Source organism: Flavobacterium sp., assembly GCF_046073885.1.
In the GTDB taxonomy this organism is placed as follows: domain Bacteria; phylum Bacteroidota; class Bacteroidia; order Flavobacteriales; family Flavobacteriaceae; genus Flavobacterium.
The window spans coordinates 17037-37439 of sequence record NZ_JBJTND010000045.1; the positions used below are offsets into that span (position 1 = coordinate 17037).

The following is a 20403-nucleotide window of genomic DNA, read 5'->3' on the forward strand; positions in this document are numbered from 1 at the left end:
TAATTAAAAACATATTTATTATGAATCATTACGAAACTGTTTTCATCTTAAATCCCGTTTTATCTGAAGTTCAGGTAAAGGAAACAGTAAGCAAATTTGAAGATTTTCTTACAAGCAGAGGAGCAAAGATGGTATCTAAAGAGGATTGGGGCTTAAAAAAATTAGCTTATGAAATCCAAAACAAAAAAAGTGGTTTTTACCATTTATTTGAATTCCAAGTAGCACCAGAAGTGTTAATTGCTTTTGAAACTGAATTTAGACGTGACGAAAGAGTGATGCGTTTCTTGACTGTAAGTCTTGACAAACATGCGGTAGCTTGGGCAGAAAGAAGAAGAGAAAAACTTAAAGTAGCAAAAGCGTAATCATGGCAAATTTACAACAATCAGCTGGAAAAAAAGACGGAGATATTAGATATTTAACGCCTTTAAATATTGAAACTAACAAAACTAAAAAGTACTGTCGTTTCAAAAAATCTGGAATCAAATATATTGATTATAAAGATGCAGATTTCTTATTAAAATTTGTTAACGAGCAAGGAAAAATTCTTCCTCGTCGTTTAACTGGAACTTCATTGAAGTATCAAAGAAAAGTGTCTGTTGCTGTTAAAAGAGCACGTCACTTAGCTTTAATGCCATATGTAGCCGATTTATTAAAATAATTTAAAATCAACAGTTGTTGGTTTCTCCAATAAGGGAACCTAACTTCTATAATTAAGGACAACAACATGGAACTTATATTAAAACAAGACGTTCAGAATTTAGGATTTAAAGACGATGTAGTTACAGTAAAAGCTGGTTACGGTCGTAATTTCTTAATCCCACAAGGATTTGCTCAATTAGCTACTCCTTCTGCTAAAAAAGTTTTAGCTGAAAATTTAAAACAAAAAGCACACAAAGAAGCTAAAATTGTAGCAGATGCTCAAAAAGTTGCTGAAGCTTTAAAAGCATTAGAAATTAAAATTTCTTCTAAAGCAGGTGGTGAAAAATTATTCGGTTCTGTAACCAATATTGATATTGCTGAAGCATTAGAAAAAGCGGGACAAACTATTGATAGAAAATTCATCACTAGTGGAACTGTAAAAAGAACTGGTAAATACTCTGCAACTGTGAGATTACACAGAGATGTAGTAGTTGAATTACCTTATGAAATTGTAGCTGAAGTATAATAACTTACTACTATAATCTAAAAGTCTCGATGTAAATCGGGACTTTTTTTTGTAAACCATTTGTGTTATGAAATATAAAAGATTAACAAAAGAGCAATTTGAAGAATTGCACCAAGAATTTGCTACTTTTTTAGCAACTCAATCCATTGATAAAAAAGAATGGGATGAAATAAAAGTGAATACCCCAGAAGTTGCTGAGCAAGAATTGGATGTTTTTTCTGATTTGATTTGGGAAAACGTGTTGACTAATGCTCAATATTTAGAGCACTTTTCTAAAAACCATATCTTCTTGTTTCACTGTCAAGAAAATCATATTGATTCCATGGTGATTAAATCATTAGTATCAGATGTGGATTTTTTGCAAAAATCGGGAATGGAGTGGTTGAGTGATAATTTATTTACAGAAACCGTTGAAATGCTTACAGGAAAAAAAGGGTATGACGGAGATAGAAATGCTTCAATATTTAATTTAATTAAGGAAGGTGCTATTTTAAGCGATGGACAATTGTACCTTCAAATAAATTCTATTATTCAATAAGTTTTTTTCTTTTTAGATTCAAAATAAATGGCTATTTTAGTACGCGAAACTTACTAAATAGCCATTTCTTTTTTTATGCAAATTCAAACAAAAATTCAGCAACTTCGAGAGGAATTAAACCAACACAATCACAATTATTATGTTTTGGACCGTCCTACTATTTCTGACTTTGAGTTTGATGTAAAATTAAAGGAGCTTCAAGATCTTGAATTACACCATCCAGAATTTTTTGATGAAAACTCTCCAACTCAACGTGTAGGTGGGGCTATTACCAAAAACTTTCAAACGGTAGTTCATGAAAACCGAATGTATTCGCTAGATAATTCGTATTCCAAAGAAGATTTACAAGATTGGGAAACCAAAATTCAAAAAGTTTTAGGTAATGTACCTTTAAAATATACTTGCGAATTAAAATACGACGGAGCTTCCATTTCTATAACGTATCAAGATGGAAAACTCTTAAGAGCTGTTACTCGAGGTGACGGATTTCAAGGTGATGATGTTACCAATAATATTAAAACAATCCGATCTATTCCATTGCAACTAAAAGGTAATTTTCCTACCAAATTTGATATTCGAGGGGAGATAATTTTGCCTTTGGATGGTTTCGAAAAAATGAATCAAGAACTGATTGAAATTGGAGAGCAACCGTATTCCAATCCAAGAAATACCGCATCTGGAAGTTTGAAACTACAGGATAGTGCTGAAGTTGCCAAGCGTCCGTTAGATTGTTTATTGTATTTCATTACCGGAACGGATTTGCCTTTTCAAACACAATATTCTGGTTTGGAAGCCGCTCGTAATTGGGGATTTAAAGTTCCGAATCAATCCAAGTTGGCAGATAACTTAGAGGAGGTTTTTGAATTCATAAATTATTGGGATGTGCATCGCCATGATTTGCCTTATGAAACGGATGGGGTAGTGATAAAAGTGGATGATTTTAATTTGCAAAATGAACTAGGTTATACGGCTAAATCACCGCGATGGGCTATTGCTTATAAATTTAAATCGGAGCAAGTTGTTACCAAATTGAATTCCATTTCATACCAAGTGGGCCGAACTGGTGCCATTACGCCTGTTGCCAATTTAGAGCCTGTGCAATTGGCAGGGACTATTGTAAAAAGAGCTTCTTTGCACAATGCCGATCAAATTGAAAAGTTAGATATTCGAATTGGAGATACTGTTTTTGTTGAAAAAGGAGGGGAGATAATACCAAAAATTATTGGTGTGTCGCAAAGAGGTACGCAATCTGAACCTACAAAATACATTACCCATTGCCCAGAATGCAATTCAGAACTTACTAGAAAAGAAGGGGAAGCTCAACATTATTGTCCAAATTATTATGGATGTCCGCCTCAAATTATTGGTAGAATTCAGCATTATATTTCTAGAAAGGCAATGGATATTGAAGGCTTAGGTGGGGAAACGGTGGCGTTATTATATGAAAATGGATTAGTGAAAGATTATTCTGATTTGTATGAGTTAACCGTAGAGCAAGTAATACCATTGGAGCGCATGGCTCAAAAAAGTGCTGAGAATTTAGTAAATGGAATTCAAAAGTCAAAAGAAGTTCCATTTGAGCGGGTATTATTTGCACTAGGAATTCGCTATGTAGGTGAAACAGTAGCCAAAAAATTAGCTAAACATTATAAGACAATTTCCGCTTTAAGTCAGGCCTCCATGATGGACTTGATTTTGGTGGATGAAATTGGAGATCGAATAGCTCAAAGTGTAATTGAGTTTTTTGAAAATCAAGACAATACTAAGATAATCGAGCGGTTACAATCGTTTGGTGTTCAATTTGAAATTGTTGAAAAATTCAATCCAGATGCCACCGATTTATTAGTTGGGAAAACCTTTGTCGTTTCGGGTGTTTTTGAACTTTTTTCAAGAGATGATTTAAAGAAATCCATTGAAGATAATGGAGGTAAAGTAGGAGGTTCAATTTCTGCTAAAACCGATTATGTAATTGCTGGTGATAATATGGGTCCGGCCAAATTAGAAAAAGCCAATCAATTGGGAATTCCAATTATTTCAGAACACGATTTTGTAGAAATGATAAAAGGGTAACGCGCTGCATTACCCTTTTTAGTTTTATAGAGATTTTTTTTATACTATAATAGACTTTCCTTGGCTTGCTATTTCCTTATCTGAAGTTAGATAAAAATTGATACGTCCTAAATTCAATCCGTAGCAACCTACTTGATTAATCAGAACATCTTTTCCATCTAGGTTTTTTTCAATCACTGGTTTGTCAAGAAAAGTATGTGTGTGACCTCCAATAATTAAATCAATATCTTTAGTTTTCTTAGCCAGAATTAAGTCACATACTTTATTTGGATCTTCTTTGTAAGTATAACCAATATGAGAAAGACAAATTACAATATCGCATTGGTTTTCTTGTTTTAGTATTCGCGCCATATCTGTAGCCGACTCTATAGGATCGTTATATACGGTTTCTTTGCAGTTTTTCTTATCTACTAAGCCTTGTAGTTCAACTCCCAATCCAAATACACCAATTTTCACTCCGTCTACATACTTTATTTTGTAGGGTTTCACATGTCCATCTAATACGGTGTTTTCAAACCCATAATTGGAAACAAAATCAAATTTTGCGTTAGGCATTTGCGCAAGCAAACCATCAATTCCGTTATCAAAATCATGATTTCCAAGGGTTACAATGTCGTAACCCATCATATTCATTAGTTTGAATTCCAATTCCCCACCATAATAGTTGAAATAGGGTGTTCCTTGAAAAATATCGCCCGCATCCAATAAAAGTACGTTTGGATTTTCTTTTCGGATGGTTTCGATGATTGTAGCTCTTTTTGCTACGCCACCCATTCCTGGATTTCTTGGATGATCTGCTGGAAACGGATCGATATAGCTGTGTACATCATTGGTATGTAAAATAGTAATGTGTTTTACTTTTTCACTTTTAAAACTACTTAAGGAAAAGCTTGTTAATCCTAAAAAAGCAGAAGTTGCAGCTGTTTTTTGTATAAAATCTCTTCTTTTCATAGTCTTATTCTTTGGTTATTCTAATGTTGGTATTTACTTTTAGGGTATCCACATCCTTAAAATAATCAATCATTATATTGCGTAGTTTATAATTCAAATCGTTTCGGGAAACATTAGTTTTAAAGAAGTCCATGTTATCGCCACCATTAGATAAATAGTCGGATGTAACTACATAATAGATTTTATTTTCTTCCAATGGTTTTCCTTGGATTAATATATTAATGGGTTTATTTTCTTTTGAAATTGTAAAACTCATTCCAGCCAAAGGATGTGGTTTTTTTTCAGAAATAATATAATTCGCAATGGCAATGATCTGTTCTTGTTTTAAGCCAACTACCACCGCGCTGTTCTCAAAAGGCATTACTTCATAGGCATTTCTAGCGGTTACATTTCCTTTAGGGATTATTGTTCTTATACCGCCATGATTTAAAAAACAAACATCAATATTTTTATTTTCTCTTTGAAAGAAAATTGGGTTGCTTTTTTCAATAGTGATATCGGCAAGAAAACAGCCAATATTGGTTTGCCATTGGCCCTTAGATTTTTCTAAATTTTCAGGGCAATATGCTAAAACTTCATTCAAATCCTTATCGATATGTTCACGATAAGGCTTGATATAGTTTTCAATTTCTGAATTACTGGATTGTTGATTTTGAATGCCAATTTTTTTTCCTTCTATTTTGGTGACATAAAAAGGGTGGCTGGAGCAGGCAATTAAAGTTGCAAATGTTAATAATAAAACAAAATGTTTTATTTCAACAGTATAGTTTTTTAGTTTTACCATTATTATACGACTAAAATCAATTAAATTTGTAATTCGGTAAATGTACTATGTTTTTGAATAAAATAAAGGAATATTGGGCGAAAAAAATCGTTAAGAAAAAGTTACTAAATGTGCCTCATTTAGCATCAAATTCTATGGTTGCCAAAGTTGGATTACTGCTTGATGAAACTTATTTTTTTGAAAGAGAAAAATTAATTACAGAGTTAATTGATAACGGAATAGTTGCCGAAAATATTTCGGTATTGATTTTTAAAGACGTTATTAAGAAGAATGAAAAAAATGATTTGCCCTTTTTTTCGTATCAAGATATGAATTGGTCTGGTGAAATCGATAAAAAAGAAGTCGTTGATTTTATTGAAACAGAATTTGATTTATTGATTAGTTACTATGATATTGAAAAGGCAGGTTTGTTGGATATAACCCAACTTTCAAAAGCTAATTTTAAAGTTGGATTTTCAAGTATAGATAAACGTATCAATCATTTTATGATAAATACGAATGCAGAAAATTATACGGTTTTCGTTTCTGAATTATTTAAATATTTAAAAATATTAAACAAAATATAACATGCAAGCATTAATAGGAACTGGTGTTGCGTTAGTAACCCCTTTTAAAAAAGATTTTTCTGTTGATACAGAAGCTTTGACAAGAATTGTAAACTTTCAGATTGATAATGGAATAGATTACCTTGTAGTTCTTGGAACCACGGCTGAAAATGCCACCTTAAGTCCGGATGAAAAAGAGTTAGTGATTCAAACGGTAGTTGCTGCCAATAATAAACGACTTCCTTTGGTTCTTGGAGTGGGAGGGAATAATACACATAAATTGGTAGAGGAGTTAAAAACTAGAGATTTTTCTGATTTTGTTGCGGTATTATCGGTTTCTCCCTATTACAATAAACCAACACAAGAAGGTATTTATCAGCATTTTAAAGCCATTGCAGAAGCGTCTCCAATTCCTGTTATTTTGTATAATGTTCCGGGTAGAACAGCTTGTAATATGATGCCTTCAACGGTGATTAGATTGGCTAATGATTTTAAGAATATTATCGGAATTAAAGAAGCTGCAGGAGATCTGGTTCAGGCGATGAAGTTAATACAAGGCAAACCAGAAGGTTTTTTGGTGATTTCAGGTGATGACATGGTCACTTTGCCAATGGTTTTGGCCGGCGGAAGTGGAGTTATTTCGGTAATTGGGGAAGGATTTCCTAAATTGTTTTCGGATATGGTACGCTTAGGATTGGAACGAAAAGTCGATGAAGCCTATAAAATTCATTATAAATTAGCAGATGCTATTGATATGATTTTCGAACAGGGAAATCCTGCAGGAATTAAAGAAGTTCATAAATTGCTAGGATTGTCTGAAAATACGCTACGTTTACCGCTAGTGAATGTAAATTCGGATTTATCAAATAGGCTTTCTAATTTCATTAAAAACCTTCAATAATTATTTCAAATAAAACAATAAAAAAATCTTTTATTGTAACTATTTATTAACTATTTTTGCGGTTCGTTTTTTAGGAGCTAGTATCCAAAATAAATTAAAAACGAATCCATTTAAGAAAAAAATGAAAAAAATAATTTCACTTATTGTATTGGTTGTTTTTATTTCGTCTTGTAGCGAATATCAAAAAGCATTAAAAACAGATGATATTGCTATTAAATATGAGGTGTCTGTAAAGATGTATGATAAAGCAAAATACGAAAAAGCAATTCGTTTATTTGAACAAATTGCTCCTTCATACAAGGGAAAACCACAAGCAGAGAAATTGTTTTATATGTATTCTCAATCGTATTACAAAACAAAACAATATTATTTAGCGGGATATCAATTTGAAAGTTTTGCATCTAGCTATCCAAAAAGTGAAAAACAAGAAGAAGCATTATTTTTAGGTGCTCAATGTTTTACAAAATTATCTCCAGTATATAGTTTGGATCAAACGGATACAGATAAAGCTGTGGATAAACTTCAAAATTTCATTGATACCTATCCTAATTCAGCTTATTTACCAGAGGCAAATGCTCTAGTAAAGGAAATGCGTTATAAGTTGGAGAAAAAAGCATTTGAAAATGCCAAACAATACAATACGATTTCAGATTTTAAAGCGGCACAAATAGCTTTTGATAATTTTATTTCAGATTTTCCAGGTACTTCATTCAAAGAGGATGCCTTGTATTATAAATTAGATTCAGCTTATAAGTTGGCAATAAACAGTATTCCTTCTAAAATGGAAGAACGTCTAAGAAACGCTAAATCTGCTTATGCGAGTTTAAATAAGTTTAAAGCAGATACAAAATACAAAACACAAGCTGATGACATGTTAGCTAAAATAGATAAAGATTTACAACAATTTTCTAAATAATTACATCCATGGATTTAAAGAAAACAAATGCTCCAGTAAACACTATAACTTATAATAAAAATGTTATAGAAGAACCAACTGGTAATGTTTACGAAGCAATTACAATTATTGCTAAAAGATCAAATCAAATTAATTCTGAAATTAAAAAAGAGTTAATTGAGAAGTTAGAAGAATTTGCTACTTACAATGATAGTTTAGAAGAAGTTTTTGAAAATAAAGAACAAATTGAAGTTTCAAAATTCTACGAAAAGCTTCCAAAACCACACGCTTTAGCTGTTCAAGAGTGGTTAGACGGAAAGATTTATTACAAAGAATAAACAAACCAATAGAGCTATGTCTGTATTAAGGGGTAAGAAAATTATACTGGGAATAACTGGTGGAATTGCCGCTTACAAAACAGCAAATTTAGTTCGATTATTTATAAAAGCAGGTGCTCAGGTCCAAGTGATTATGACACCTGCTTCTTTAGATTTTATAACCCCCTTAACACTTTCAACGCTTTCAAAAAATCCAGTTTACTCCACTTTTTTTGATGAAGAAAATGGTTCAAAATGGAATAACCATGTTGATATTGGATTATGGGGAGATTTGATGGTTATTGCACCTGCAACAGCCAATACCTTATCTAAAATGGCGAATGGCACGTGCGATAATTTAGTTCTAGCAACTTATTTATCTGCTAAATGCCCCGTTTATTTTGCACCTGCAATGGATTTAGATATGTATAAACATCCTTCTACAATTCAATCGTTCAATACGTTATCGCAATTTGGAAATATAATGATTCCAGCGGAAAGTGGTGAGTTAGCAAGTGGATTAAGTGGTGAAGGTAGAATGGCTGAGCCAGAGAATATTGTTGCTTTTTTAGAAGCCGATTTGTCTAAAAGTTTACCTCTTAGAGGAAAAAAAATATTAATAACTGCTGGTCCTACATACGAATCTATAGATCCTGTACGTTTTATTGGGAATCATTCAAGTGGTAAAATGGGGTATGACTTGGCTAATGAAGCATCCAATTTAGGTGCCGAAGTAACATTGATCTCGGGTCCTACAGCACTTTCCGTTAATAATGATCTGATTAAGGTAGTGCCAGTTGTTTCGGCTCAAGAAATGTATGATCATTGTATGGAGTGGTATGAAAAAATGGATGTGGTCATTGCAGCAGCTGCTGTTGCAGACTACAGACCAAAAACTACAGCTAATCATAAAATTAAAAAATCGGAAGATACATTTTCAATAGAGCTTGAAAAAACTAAAGATATTTTAGCTGCCATAGGGGAAACAAAGAAAAATCAATTTCTAATAGGTTTTGCATTGGAGACAGAAAATGAAATTGAAAATGCAAAGTTGAAAATTCAGAAAAAAAACTTAGATTTGATAGTTTTAAATTCGCTTCAAGATGCAGGGGCTGGATTTGGAGGTACTACAAATAAGGTTACATTTATTGATAAAAACTTCAATATTGAACCTAAAGAATTAAAGTTGAAAGAAGAGGTTGCAATAGATATATTGAATAAAGTAATAAAACATTATCATGCGTAAAATTTTTAGTTTTCTTTTTGTTTGTCTTTTTGCAATTGCACATTCTCAAGAGTTGAATTGCAAAGTGATTATTAATTATGATAAAATCACCAATACCAACAACCAAATTTTTAAAAGTTTAGAGACTTCTTTAAATGAATTTGTAAACAAAACAGTTTGGACGGAAAAAACATTCAAGCCAAATGAAAGAATAAACTGCTCAATGTTTATTACTTTAAATTCTTACGATTCCAATAATTTTGAAGCAACTATACAGGTGCAAAGTTCGCGACCGGTTCATAATTCAAGCTTTACTACTCCAATATTGAATATTAACGATAACGATTTTAATTTTCAATATGTAGAATTTCAAAATCTTTTTTATAGTCCAAATACTTACGAATCGAATTTAATATCTACCATTGCATTTTATAGTTATATCATCTTAGGAGCTGATGCTGAAACTTTCGATTTAGACAGCGGAACAGATTATTTTCAATCAGCGCAACAAATATTAAATTTAGCTGCACCAAGTGGTGGTTCAGGGTGGTCTCAAACGAGCAAAACCAATAATCGATATTATTTAGTTAACGATTTTTTATCTACCACATTCAAGCCTATAAGAGAAACAATGTTTCAATATCATTTTAATGGATTGGATATGATGAGTAAGGATTTGAAGTCTGCTAAGGAGGCAATATTAAGTTCTTTTAATTCTTTAAGTGGATTGCATGAAATTCGTCCGAATTCCTATTTAGCTAGAATATTTTTTGACGCTAAAGCAGATGAAATTGTTTCAATATTTACTGCTGGACCTAGTGTTCCTCTTGAAGGGTTGGTTGATGAATTGTCTAAAATTTCTCCAACTAATTCCACTAAATGGGCAAATATTAAATAGGAAGTCAGTTTATGATAGTATCCTTATCTATTGAAAATTTTGCTTTGATTGAAAAATTATCCGTCCGGTTTTCTGATGGATTTTCAGTTATTTCAGGCGAAACAGGAGCGGGGAAGTCCATATTGCTCGGAGCTTTAGGATTGGTTTTAGGAAAAAGAGCTGATTTATCATCACTAAAAAATAAAGAGGAAAAATGTGTAATCGAAGCGCATTTTAACATTGCTAATTATCATCTTAAAGATTTTTTTATTGCAAATGATCTAGATTACGAAGATGAAACCATAATAAGAAGAGAGATCCTTCCTTCAGGAAAATCCAGAGCTTTTATTAACGATACTCCAGTTAATCTCAATGAATTGCAGGAATTAAGCAATTTCTTAATTGATATTCATTCCCAACATCAAACTCAGGAATTGTCTGATGATTCGGTTCAATTCCAAATTATTGATTCGGTAGCGTCTAATGAAGCTGTTTTAGAAGAGTATGCTACTCAATTAAAAGTATATAAAAAAATAAATTCTGACATTAAATCGAAAAGAGAATTGTTACTTTCTTTGTCAAAAGAGCAAGATTATAATTCGTTTTTGTTAGAAGAATTGTTGGCTGCAAAGTTAAAATCGGGAGAGCAAGAACTTCTTGAATCGCAGTTTGAAAAACTGAATAATGTTGAATTAATAAATGAGAATTTATCTCGTATACTTTCTTTGTCTAATCAAGAACAGTTTGGGGTAATTCAAGGTCTTAAAGAGATTAAAGTTTCTATTCAAAAAATTGCCTCTTATTCTCAAGAATTTAGTGATTTAAGTGAGCGAATTTCTAGTTTGTTAATTGAATTTGATGATATTGAAAGAGAAATTTCTGGTTTAGCCGAATCAGTTCATTCCGATCCCGAGGAATTACAGTTGTTAAACGAAAAATTGCAATTGATTTATTCGTTACAAAAAAAACATCAAGTAAATTCAGTTGATGAATTATTGGTTATTCAAAATGAATTGGATTCAAAAGTAATTTCTTCAGTGACTTTAGAATCTGAAATTAGTGCTTTAGAGAAGCAATTGCTAAACACCGAATCTAACCTAGATGATTTGGCAACAACATTGCACAATAACCGAATAAAATCTTTGCCTGTGTTAACCAAAAAAATGGAAGACATTCTTTCTACTCTTGGAATGGTGAATGCACGATTTGATATTCAATTGATTCAAAAGGAAGTTTATCTCTATAATGGTAAAGATGAAATTCAATTTTTGTTTTCGGCCAATAAAGGATCTGAATTTGGTCTCCTTAAAAAAGTGGCATCGGGCGGTGAAATGTCTCGAATTATGCTAGCTGTGAAATCAATATTATCGCAATATTCTAAACTTCCGACCATTATTTTTGATGAAATCGATACAGGTGTTTCAGGTGAAATTGCTCATAAAATGGGTGAAATATTAAAAGGGATGAGTACTAATATGCAGGTTTTTGCCATTACCCATTTGCCACAAATTGCTGGAAAAGGGAAGGAGCATATTAAGGTTTATAAGGTGATTAAAGATGAACAAACGCTTTCAGAATTGAAACTACTTACTCATGAAGAGCGTGTAATTGAAATTGCTCAAATGTTGTCGGGGTCAAATGTAACCGAAACCGCATTAAATCATGCCAAGGAATTGCTTAACTAAAAAATAGAATTATATTTGTCTGCTCTTTTTTTATAACAAAAACAGCAATTATTTTAATTAGAAATTATATAAATTATGATCATAGAACCAAGAATGCGTGGCTTTATTTGTTTGACAGCTCATCCAAAAGGTTGCGAACAAAATGTGAAAAATCAAATCGAATATGTTAAATCTAAAGGTCCAATTGACGGTGCAAAAAGGGTATTAGTCGTAGGTGCTTCTACAGGATTTGGATTGGCTTCAAGAATTTCTAGTGCCTTTGGTTGTGGAGCTTCTACAATTGGAGTGTTCTTTGAAAAGGCGCCAACAGAGGGTAAAACTGCCTCTCCGGGATGGTACAATTCGGCTGCATTTGAAAATGAAGCGCACAAAGAGGGACTATATGCTAAAAGTATAAATGGAGATGCTTTCTCAAAAGAAGTGAAGCAGCAAGTTATAGATACAATTAAAGCTGATTTGGGTCAAATTGATTTAGTGATTTATAGTTTGGCTTCGCCTGTACGAATGCATCCTAATACAGGTGTTTTACATCGTTCTACTTTAAAACCAATTGGAGGAACTTTTAGCAATAAAACAGTTGATTTTCATACGGGTTTAGTTTCTCAAGTGTCTATTGAGCCAGCAAACCAAGACGATATAGACAATACAGTTGTGGTTATGGGGGGTGAAGATTGGGCTATGTGGATGGATGAATTAAAAGCAGCCAATTTATTAGCTCCAGGAGCAACTACAATTGCTTACTCATACATTGGGCCTGCTGTAACTGAAGCGGTTTATAGAAAAGGTACTATTGGAAGAGCAAAAGACCATTTGGAGGCTACAGCTTTTACAATTACTGATTCGTTAAAAGATATTAATGGTAAAGCCTATGTTTCGGTTAATAAAGCATTAGTTACCCAGGCAAGTTCAGCTATTCCTGTGATTCCATTATATATTTCATTATTGTATAAGATCATGAAAGCTGAAGGAATTCATGAAGGTTGTATTGAGCAAATTCAACGATTATACAGCCAAAGATTATATACAGGTCAAGCGGTCCCTACTGATTCAAATGGAAGAATTCGAATTGATGATTGGGAAATGCGTGAAGATGTTCAGGCGAAAGTTTCGGAGTTATGGGAAAAAGCAACAACCGAGAATTTAGTTGAAATAGGGGATTTAGCAGGATATAAACAAGACTTTTTAAATTTATTTGGTTTTGGATTTGAAGGCGTAAATTATGATGCAGATACCAATGAAATGGTTATGGTTCAAAGTATTAATTAAGAAAACACATAAGATTAAATTAATATACAATTAAAAATGCTTGAAATTATTATTTCAAGCATTTTTTTTATACTTTTACTTTACTAATATTAAATAATAAATAATGAAGAAAATTACTTTTTTATGGGTATTTATTCTGATGGTAATGAATGTGGGTTTTGCTCAGCAAGTTTCACTTTATTCTTTTTCAGAATCTACAGACACCTACAATTCTGTTAATGGAACAGATGTTGCTGCTACAGGAGATGATGGAAGTGAAAATGGTATTCCGATCGGTTTTACTTTTAAATTTGAGGGGGTTAATTACACTACCTTTAGTGTAAATACTAATGGATTTATAAATTTAGGAGGAACTATTGGATTTGGGTCTTATATGAATTCCTTGTCTAATTCTTGTGCATTTAGCCCTTTAATTGGTCCTTTTTGGGATGATAATAATAGAGGAACTGGAAGTATTCAGTATGCAGTTTCTGGTGTATCACCAAATCAAATTTTAGAAATTGGTTGGGATAATGTTAACATTGGTGGAAGTGGTTCTACAAGTTCTTCTGCTTATGCAAGTTTCAAAATAGTATTACACCAAACCACTAATGAAATTGATTTTATTTATGGATCTACAATGGATAATGCTGGTACCTTATCTGCTTCAATAGGATTGAATGGAGCAAATACTTTTTTGAGTGTAACTCCAGGTCCAAACGTGACAGCTACTGTCTCTGGAGGAACGGCTAATAACTCTATTTCAAGCACATCTAGTTTAGTAGGTGTTAAATATACTTTTACTCCACCATCTCCCTGTACTGGATTACCAATGCCGGGTGACACCGTGTCAACTGTTTCCACAGTTTGTATTGGAGTTCCATTTGAATTAAGTCTTCAAAATAATCTTGGTTCAGGAATAAATTACCAATGGAAAATTTCTCCTACAGGAGCTGCTAATTCATATGTTAATGCACCAGGAAATTCAACTTCAAACACTTACACTGCAATACAATCTACAGTAAATTATTATAAATGTATTGTTACATGTACCAATTCAGGATTAACTTTTTCAAGTAATCCAGTTATGGTCGGTTTAAATGATCCATTAACATGTTATTGTACACCAGTTTATACTACTGGAATTACTTATGGTGATATGATTTCTAATATAGAAATTACTAATACTACTTTGTCAAATAATACAGGAACAGATACGTCAGGTCCTTCTTATACCCATTTTACAGGTCAACCAAATTATACAGCTACTTTACAAGCAGGAGCTAATTATAATGTAATAGTGACAGTTGGGACTTTTGGTTCTCAAAATGTTGCTGTTTGGATTGATTATAATGATAATGGGGTTTTTGATACAACAGAAAGAGTTGGATATTCTACTTCTTATATTGGAGCTAATGGTACTGCAACTTTTCCAATTGTTTTGTCATGTTCGCCTCCTTTAGGTGTTCATAGAATGCGTGTTAGAGATGTTTATAGTACTGCAGGTGATCAAATTGATCCTTGTTCATCATATGGATATGGAGAAACAGAAGATTACAATGTAACTATTACAGCTGCTGCTCCTTGTCCGCAACCATCTGGTTTATCTGTGAGTGATATTAGTGCATTTTCTGCATTATTATCTTGGAATACAGGATGTACAGAAACTATGTGGGATGTTCATGTAACATTAGCTGGAGGTGGTGAACCTGTTGGAGCTCCTTCTGGTGTAAATGTAACTAGTCCTTATTTAGTTAATAATTTAATCCCTGAAACGGCATACGATTTTTATGTTAGAGCTAATTGCCAAGGTAATGGTTATAGTGTTTGGACAGGTCCATTTACTTTTACAACTACAGCAATTCCGCCTAGTAATGACGACTGCATAAATTCTTATCCATTAACTGTAAATCCAGATTTAAATTGTGGAATTGTTACTTCAGGAACTATTAATGCTGCAACACCTTCAACAGTAAATGATACTACATGTTTTGGTGATGCTAATGATGATGTGTGGTTCTCTTTTGTGGCAACTCAAACAGCGCATCAAATTAGTTTAATAAATGTTGTAGGTACTACTACCGATTTATACCATTCATTGTGGACTGGACCTGATTGTGATAATTTAACATTAGTTCCAAATTCATGTTCAGATCCTAACGTAAGTGTTCCATCTGGATTAGTTGTTGGTGAAACCTATTATGTTAGAGTATATTCCTATAGTTCAAGTCCAGAGATTACAACTTTTGATGTTTGTGTAAGTACGTTGCCTCCACCTCCTTCAAATGATGAATGTTCAACCCCAGATACATTAATAGTTGGCGGTGTGTTTGGAGATAACATTGTAACAGGATCAAACGAATGGGCAACTAATTCTAATCCACCAACTCCTGGCTGTGCTTCATTTAACGGTGGAGATGTATGGTACCAAGTTGTAGTTCCTGCCTCTGGAAGTCTTACTTTAGAGACTAATAATGATGGCGCAAATGGAAGTCAAATTTTAGATACTGGGATGGCTGTTTACAGCGGAAATTGTAATAGTTTGTTTTTAGAAGCATGTGATGATGATTCAAGTTCTGATGGTTTATTCTCATTTATTACATTAAATAATATGAATCCTGGTGATACACTTTATGTAAATGTTTGGGAGTATGGGAATGATACGATGGGAACATTTAAAATTTCTGCTTATGACGCTTCATTAGCAAATACAAGTTTTAGTAACTCAAACTTCACCTTCTATCCAAATCCAGTAAAAGATGTTTTAACTATTTCAAATTCTGAAAACATTTCAAAAGTTCAAGTAATTAATTTACTAGGACAAGAAATGATTGTTAAAACAGTTAATGATAACCAAGGACAGATAGATATGTCTGGATTGTCAACCGGAACTTATTTGGTTAAAATAACTTCAGATAAATTAGTTAAAACTATCAAAGTTATAAAAGAGTAAGTTTACGTTTTAAAATATTCTTAAAAGTCCTGCTTATGCAGGACTTTTCTTTTTAAGAAATAGTATATTTGTTAAAATTTTATACGAATGTATTTTTCCATAATAATACCTGTTTATAATAGACCTGATGAAGTTAACGAACTATTAGCAAGTTTGTTAAAATCAACTTATAAAGAAGATTACGAAATTGTTATTGTAGAAGATGGCTCTTCCGTTTCAAGCGAAGAAATTGTGGCAACCTTCGCTGATAAATTAATCATATCCTATTATTATAAAGAAAATTCAGGTCCCGGTGATTCGAGAAACTTTGGAATGCATAAAGCAAAAGGTGATTATTTCATCATCTTTGATTCCGATTGTATCATTCCAGAAAATTATTTATCTGAAGTTGAAAAAGAACTAAAATCAAATTATGTAGATTGTTTTGGTGGTCCTGATGCTGCTTTAGATTCATTTTCAAATATTCAAAAGGCAATTAATTTTGCCATGACCTCCACACTAACAACTGGAGGAATACGAGGAGGATCCGAAAAAATAAGTAAGTTTCAACCTAGAAGTTTCAATATGGGAATTTCTAAAAAAGCATTTAAAGAATCCAAAGGATTTGGAAACATACACCCAGGGGAAGATCCCGATTTATCTATTCGTTTGTGGAAATTAGGCTTCGAAACTCGATTATTTACTTCTGCATTTGTTTATCATAAAAGAAGAATAGATTGGGAAAAATTCACGTTACAAGTTACCAAATTTGGAAAAGCAAGGCCCATATTAAATTTATGGTATCCCGAGTATAGTAAAGTTACATTTTGGTTTCCAACTTTTTTTATTATTGGATTATTTGCCTCTTTAGTATTGATTTTTGCACTTTTTGACTGGCCGCTTAAATTATATTTTCTGTATTTTCTTACAATTTTTATTATGTCAAGTGTGCTACATAAAAATCCATTAATTGGACTATTATCTATTGTTGCAGTTTGGAAACAATTTTTTGGATACGGATTTGGATTTATGACTTCCTATTTTAAAATTCATTTTTTAAGACAACAACCTCAAATTGCATTCCCGGAGTTATTTTTTAAAGTTAATTCTTCAATTGATGAATTGGATAAACCAAAAATAATACTTGATAAAGAAGATACTGTAATTAAGCCAAAAAAAGTTGAGAAAGTTGAAGAGCAAGCCAAGAAACCTAAAATCATCGGATTAACAGGTGGGATTGGAAGCGGGAAAACTTGGGTTGCTAATTACATTCAATCAAAAGGATTCCCTGTGTATATTTCTGATTTGGAAGCAAAAAAAGTAATGGAGCTTCCTGAAATTGTTTCTAAAATAGAAGCAGCGTTTGGAGAAAGTATTGTTACTTCCAACCGAACTTTAGATAGAGAAAAACTTGCTTCAATTGTTTTTAATAACCCAGACAAACTTAAATTACTAAATTCCATTGTACATCCTGCAGTCAAAAACAATTTTGATCGATGGGTTGTTAAACATAAAAATTATTCGTATCTTGTTAAAGAGGCAGCTGTACTTATTGAAAGCGGAAGCTATAAAGATTGTGATGCGGTAATCACAATTTGTGCTCCTATTGAAACTCGAATTGAAAGAGTAATTCAAAGAGATGCAACCACTAGAGAAAAGGTGCAGCAACGAATTAATAACCAACTTACCGATGAGCAACGAATCGCTAAAAGTCAGTATGTAATTAATAATGAAGATTTTGAGCAAACAAAACTACAAATCGATAAAATTCTTAATTCTTTGAAAAATATACAATAATAGCAGTCAATGTTAATGTTTGGTTAATACATTAACAGTATAAATGTTAAAATTATAAATTTGAATAATGAATAAGTTTGTTTTTAGATTGTTAGTCTTGTTAATGAGTTTATCTTTATTAGGGATAATCTTGGTACAAGTATATTGGTTTCATACCTCTCTAGAAAACAACGAAGAGCAATTTCGTTTTCATGTTAAGCAAGTTTTAGGGGATGTAGCTAAAAAGCTACAAAAACAAGAAGAGTACACCTTTTATAATAAATATAAAAAACTTAAGGATAGTATAGGAAAAGCACCCTTAAAAAATGATTTATTAGAATATGGTTACTACCAACGAAATGCCAAAACGAATCAAACCATAATTTATTCGAATAGTATTCTATCCGAAGATTACGATATATTTTCAACGTTCTTTGATAAAAAGGCAGATAGTATTAAAATTAAAAGTTTCACAGCCAAGCGTAAAACCGAGATTTTTAATAACAACTCACTTGATAATTCTCAAATTCAAAATAAAATAACACCCGATGTAACCATTGAAAAATCAGGTAGTTTGGATATTTTAGAAAGTGCTCAATTTGAAATTGCTTATAAAGATATTGCAGCAAATTTTTCTATCCAAGATAGAGTTTCCAAAGAAATGTTACAGAGACTATTGGAGAACGAATTGCTTGAATATGGTGTGAAAACTCCTTTTGAGTTTGATGTGTACAGCAATGGATTGGCTACAAAAATTAAGTCAGATCATTTCACCTATGATAATTATGCTACTTATTCTATTCCTATCTTTATAGACAATGATGGAAATAATAAATACTCTTTGTTAGTAACCTTTCCACAAAAAAAGAAGTTCTTGTTTTCAGAGATATTAGGAATTACGTTATTATCAGTGATTTTTACTTTAATAATTATCATAGCTTATGCTAATGCCTTGCAACAGTTAATAAAGCAACGTCAGATTTCAGAAATAAAAACCGACTTTATTAATAACATGACTCATGAATTTAAAACACCTATTGCTACAATAAATTTAGCTTTAGATGCAATTAAAAATCCAAAGGTTATTGATAATAAAGATATGATTTTACGCTATTTGCAAATGATTCGTGATGAAAATAAACGAATGCATGCCCAAGTAGAGAATGTTCTAAGAATTTCTAAACTAGAGAAGAAAGAATTAGACATTAGTAAAGAATCTCAAAATATTCAAGATATTATTGAAACAGCAATTGATCATGTTAATTTAATTATTGAAGATCGAAATGGTATTTTGACAACCCATTTTGAAGCAACACGAACTTCGGTTTTATTAAATGAAATGCATTTTACCAACGTTTTGGTAAACATTTTAGACAATGCAATAAAATATTCTCCAGAAAATCCTGTTATAGATGTTTATACGGAGAATGTCAATGATTTTATTTTAATAAAAATAAAAGATCAAGGTGCCGGAATGACCAAAGCTGCACAAAAAAGAATTTTTGAAAAATTCTATCGCGAGCACACTGGAGATTTGCATAATGTAAAAGGCCACGGTTTAGGTCTTGCTTATGTAAAAAGAATTGTAGAAGACCATAACGGTCAAGTTTTCGTTGAAAGCGAAAAAGGAAAAGGAAGTACGTTTATTATTAAATTACCATTAATAAATTAAAAAATATGGAAGCAGAAAACAAAAAAATATTATTAGTTGAAGACGACCAAAACTTTGGTGCGATTCTTAAAGACTACTTAATGCTAAATGACTTTGATGTTACTTTGGCTAAAAATGGTATGGAAGGTTTTGAAAAATTCAAAAAAGACACATTCGATTTGTGTATTTTGGATGTGATGATGCCTTACAAAGATGGATATACTCTTGCTAAAGAAATTAGAGATAAAAATAAAGAAGTGCCTATTGTTTTTCTGACTGCCAAAACTATGAAAGAAGATGTTCTTAAAGGATATAAAGTAGGAGCAGATGATTACCTTAACAAGCCTTTCGACTCGGAAGTGTTGTTGATGAAAATCAAAGCCATCATGCAACGTAAATCGGCAGAGGTGAAACCAGAAAATGTTCAATTTGAATTCCAAATTGGTAAATTCCATTTAAATTCCAAACTTCGTTTTCTAAATTTCCCAGGAAATGAGCCAATAAAATTGTCTCCTAAAGAAAATGAGTTGCTTAAAATGTTGGCGATCTATGTAGAAGATCTAATGCCAAGAGAATTGGCGCTTACTAAAATTTGGAGAGACGATAACTACTTCACTTCCAGAAGTATGGATGTTTATATTGCCAAGTTGCGTAAATATCTAAAAGAAGATCCAAACGTTGAAATTCTTAATATTCACGGCGAAGGATTTAGATTAGTAGTGAAGAAATAAATTAAAAACTCCAAGAAATTGGAGTTTTTTTATTTGGAGCTATTCCAGCTATTCATTTCAAGTTTGCTTCGCAAAGCTTTCCATTGTTATCTGGGCTAGGGCTGATTAGTAGTGT

General features: G+C 32.2%; 19 protein-coding genes and 1 pseudogene. 18 read left to right on the plus strand and 2 right to left on the minus strand.

What is annotated here, in order from left to right; all coding sequences use genetic code 11:
* Positions 1-20 precede the first annotated feature (20 nt).
* From rpsF to ligA, 5 genes are all read left to right on the plus strand, one after another.
* Positions 21-362: a 30S ribosomal protein S6 gene (rpsF, locus tag ACKOWY_RS05880; RefSeq protein ID WP_408940511.1), complete on the plus strand. Its 342-nt coding sequence runs from the start codon at positions 21-23 to the stop codon at positions 360-362.
* 2 nt (positions 363-364) lie between these two features.
* Positions 365-658 carry a 30S ribosomal protein S18 gene (rpsR, locus tag ACKOWY_RS05885; protein WP_408940512.1) on the plus strand — a complete coding sequence of 98 codons (294 nt, stop codon included), beginning with the start codon at positions 365-367 and terminating at the stop codon, positions 656-658.
* Between the two features lie 66 nt (positions 659-724).
* Positions 725-1165 (plus strand): 50S ribosomal protein L9, encoded by a 441-nt coding sequence (gene rplI, locus ACKOWY_RS05890; protein WP_408940513.1) that lies wholly within the window; start codon positions 725-727, stop codon positions 1163-1165.
* Positions 1166-1232: 67 nt separating this feature from the next.
* Positions 1233-1703 (plus strand): DUF6495 family protein, encoded by a 471-nt coding sequence (locus tag ACKOWY_RS05895; RefSeq protein WP_408940514.1) that lies wholly within the window; start codon positions 1233-1235, stop codon positions 1701-1703.
* A 75-nt stretch (positions 1704-1778) separates the two neighbouring features.
* Positions 1779-3773, plus strand: a complete 1995-nt coding sequence (ligA, locus tag ACKOWY_RS05900) for an NAD-dependent DNA ligase LigA (protein WP_408940515.1) — start codon at positions 1779-1781, stop codon at positions 3771-3773.
* 39 nt (positions 3774-3812) lie between these two features.
* On the opposite strand, the gene ACKOWY_RS05905 is transcribed toward ligA, so the two are convergent.
* Together ACKOWY_RS05905 and ACKOWY_RS05910 are read right to left on the minus strand one after the other, a co-directional pair.
* Positions 3813-4724: a bifunctional metallophosphatase/5'-nucleotidase gene (locus tag ACKOWY_RS05905; protein WP_408940516.1), complete on the minus strand. Its 912-nt coding sequence runs from the start codon at positions 4722-4724 to the stop codon at positions 3813-3815.
* 4 nt (positions 4725-4728) lie between these two features.
* A complete protein-coding gene (locus ACKOWY_RS05910) occupies positions 4729-5508 on the minus strand; it encodes a 5'-nucleotidase C-terminal domain-containing protein (protein ID WP_408940517.1) in 780 nt (259 codons plus the stop codon).
* Positions 5509-5555: 47 nt separating this feature from the next.
* Here ACKOWY_RS05910 and ACKOWY_RS05915 point away from each other — a divergent pair, with 47 nt between their 5' ends.
* The 13 genes and pseudogenes from ACKOWY_RS05915 to ACKOWY_RS05975 all read left to right on the plus strand — a co-directional run bounded on the left by ACKOWY_RS05915 (position 5556) and on the right by ACKOWY_RS05975 (position 20288).
* Positions 5556-6074: a DUF6913 domain-containing protein gene (locus tag ACKOWY_RS05915; RefSeq protein ID WP_408940518.1), complete on the plus strand. Its 519-nt coding sequence runs from the start codon at positions 5556-5558 to the stop codon at positions 6072-6074.
* A gap of 1 nt (position 6075) precedes the next feature.
* Positions 6076-6954, plus strand: a complete 879-nt coding sequence (gene dapA / locus ACKOWY_RS05920; protein ID WP_408940519.1) for a 4-hydroxy-tetrahydrodipicolinate synthase — start codon at positions 6076-6078, stop codon at positions 6952-6954.
* A 121-nt stretch (positions 6955-7075) separates the two neighbouring features.
* On the plus strand, positions 7076-7870 hold the full coding sequence (locus tag ACKOWY_RS05925; RefSeq protein WP_408940520.1) for an outer membrane protein assembly factor BamD: 795 nt from the start codon (positions 7076-7078) through the stop codon (positions 7868-7870).
* An 8-nt stretch (positions 7871-7878) separates the two neighbouring features.
* Positions 7879-8187, plus strand: coding sequence for a DNA-directed RNA polymerase subunit omega (locus ACKOWY_RS05930; RefSeq protein ID WP_353083639.1), 309 nt, complete (start codon positions 7879-7881; stop codon positions 8185-8187).
* Positions 8188-8203: 16 nt separating this feature from the next.
* Positions 8204-9412, plus strand: a complete 1209-nt coding sequence (coaBC, locus tag ACKOWY_RS05935) for a bifunctional phosphopantothenoylcysteine decarboxylase/phosphopantothenate--cysteine ligase CoaBC (RefSeq protein ID WP_408940521.1) — start codon at positions 8204-8206, stop codon at positions 9410-9412.
* The gene (locus ACKOWY_RS05940; protein WP_408940522.1) at positions 9405-10289 is read left to right on the plus strand and encodes a DUF4835 family protein; all 885 of its coding nucleotides are present in this window, start codon (positions 9405-9407) and stop codon (positions 10287-10289) included. Before coaBC ends, ACKOWY_RS05940 begins: the two co-directional genes overlap by 8 nt.
* Before the next feature lie 11 nt (positions 10290-10300).
* Complete coding sequence (gene recN, locus ACKOWY_RS05945; RefSeq protein WP_408940523.1) at positions 10301-11953, plus strand: DNA repair protein RecN; 1653 nt, start codon at positions 10301-10303, stop codon at positions 11951-11953.
* 75 nt (positions 11954-12028) lie between these two features.
* Positions 12029-13219, plus strand: coding sequence for an enoyl-ACP reductase FabV (gene fabV, locus ACKOWY_RS05950; protein WP_408940524.1), 1191 nt, complete (start codon positions 12029-12031; stop codon positions 13217-13219).
* A 103-nt stretch (positions 13220-13322) separates the two neighbouring features.
* Complete coding sequence (locus ACKOWY_RS05955) at positions 13323-16151, plus strand: GEVED domain-containing protein (RefSeq protein ID WP_408940525.1); 2829 nt, start codon at positions 13323-13325, stop codon at positions 16149-16151.
* A gap of 87 nt (positions 16152-16238) precedes the next feature.
* Positions 16239-17234: pseudogene (locus ACKOWY_RS05960) on the plus strand (glycosyltransferase); the annotation flags it as partial.
* Positions 17235-17252: 18 nt separating this feature from the next.
* Positions 17253-17927, plus strand: coding sequence for a dephospho-CoA kinase (coaE, locus tag ACKOWY_RS05965; RefSeq protein WP_408940538.1), 675 nt, complete (start codon positions 17253-17255; stop codon positions 17925-17927).
* A gap of 67 nt (positions 17928-17994) precedes the next feature.
* Positions 17995-19578, plus strand: coding sequence for a sensor histidine kinase (locus ACKOWY_RS05970; RefSeq protein ID WP_408940526.1), 1584 nt, complete (start codon positions 17995-17997; stop codon positions 19576-19578).
* Positions 19579-19583: 5 nt separating this feature from the next.
* Positions 19584-20288 carry a response regulator transcription factor gene (locus tag ACKOWY_RS05975; RefSeq protein WP_408940527.1) on the plus strand — a complete coding sequence of 235 codons (705 nt, stop codon included), beginning with the start codon at positions 19584-19586 and terminating at the stop codon, positions 20286-20288.
* Positions 20289-20403: the final 115 nt, after the last annotated feature.

What these genes read in the sequence shown, in the direction of transcription:
- rpsF (WP_408940511.1), top strand. Translation starts at nt 21, where the DNA reads ATGAATCATTACGAAACTGTTTTCATCTTAAATCCCGTTTTATCTGAA.
- rpsR (WP_408940512.1), top strand. Translation starts at nt 365, where the DNA reads ATGGCAAATTTACAACAATCAGCTGGAAAAAAAGACGGAGATATTAGA.
- rplI (WP_408940513.1), top strand. Translation starts at nt 725, where the DNA reads ATGGAACTTATATTAAAACAAGACGTTCAGAATTTAGGATTTAAAGAC.
- ACKOWY_RS05895 (WP_408940514.1), top strand. Translation starts at nt 1,233, where the DNA reads ATGAAATATAAAAGATTAACAAAAGAGCAATTTGAAGAATTGCACCAA.
- ligA (WP_408940515.1), top strand. Translation starts at nt 1,779, where the DNA reads ATGCAAATTCAAACAAAAATTCAGCAACTTCGAGAGGAATTAAACCAA.
- ACKOWY_RS05905 (WP_408940516.1), bottom strand. Translation starts at nt 4,724, where the DNA reads ATGAAAAGAAGAGATTTTATACAAAAAACAGCTGCAACTTCTGCTTTT.
- ACKOWY_RS05910 (WP_408940517.1), bottom strand. Translation starts at nt 5,508, where the DNA reads ATGGTAAAACTAAAAAACTATACTGTTGAAATAAAACATTTTGTTTTA.
- ACKOWY_RS05915 (WP_408940518.1), top strand. Translation starts at nt 5,556, where the DNA reads ATGTTTTTGAATAAAATAAAGGAATATTGGGCGAAAAAAATCGTTAAG.
- dapA (WP_408940519.1), top strand. Translation starts at nt 6,076, where the DNA reads ATGCAAGCATTAATAGGAACTGGTGTTGCGTTAGTAACCCCTTTTAAA.
- ACKOWY_RS05925 (WP_408940520.1), top strand. Translation starts at nt 7,076, where the DNA reads ATGAAAAAAATAATTTCACTTATTGTATTGGTTGTTTTTATTTCGTCT.
- ACKOWY_RS05930 (WP_353083639.1), top strand. Translation starts at nt 7,879, where the DNA reads ATGGATTTAAAGAAAACAAATGCTCCAGTAAACACTATAACTTATAAT.
- coaBC (WP_408940521.1), top strand. Translation starts at nt 8,204, where the DNA reads ATGTCTGTATTAAGGGGTAAGAAAATTATACTGGGAATAACTGGTGGA.
- ACKOWY_RS05940 (WP_408940522.1), top strand. Translation starts at nt 9,405, where the DNA reads ATGCGTAAAATTTTTAGTTTTCTTTTTGTTTGTCTTTTTGCAATTGCA.
- recN (WP_408940523.1), top strand. Translation starts at nt 10,301, where the DNA reads ATGATAGTATCCTTATCTATTGAAAATTTTGCTTTGATTGAAAAATTA.
- fabV (WP_408940524.1), top strand. Translation starts at nt 12,029, where the DNA reads ATGATCATAGAACCAAGAATGCGTGGCTTTATTTGTTTGACAGCTCAT.
- ACKOWY_RS05955 (WP_408940525.1), top strand. Translation starts at nt 13,323, where the DNA reads ATGAAGAAAATTACTTTTTTATGGGTATTTATTCTGATGGTAATGAAT.
- ACKOWY_RS05970 (WP_408940526.1), top strand. Translation starts at nt 17,995, where the DNA reads ATGAATAAGTTTGTTTTTAGATTGTTAGTCTTGTTAATGAGTTTATCT.
- ACKOWY_RS05975 (WP_408940527.1), top strand. Translation starts at nt 19,584, where the DNA reads ATGGAAGCAGAAAACAAAAAAATATTATTAGTTGAAGACGACCAAAAC.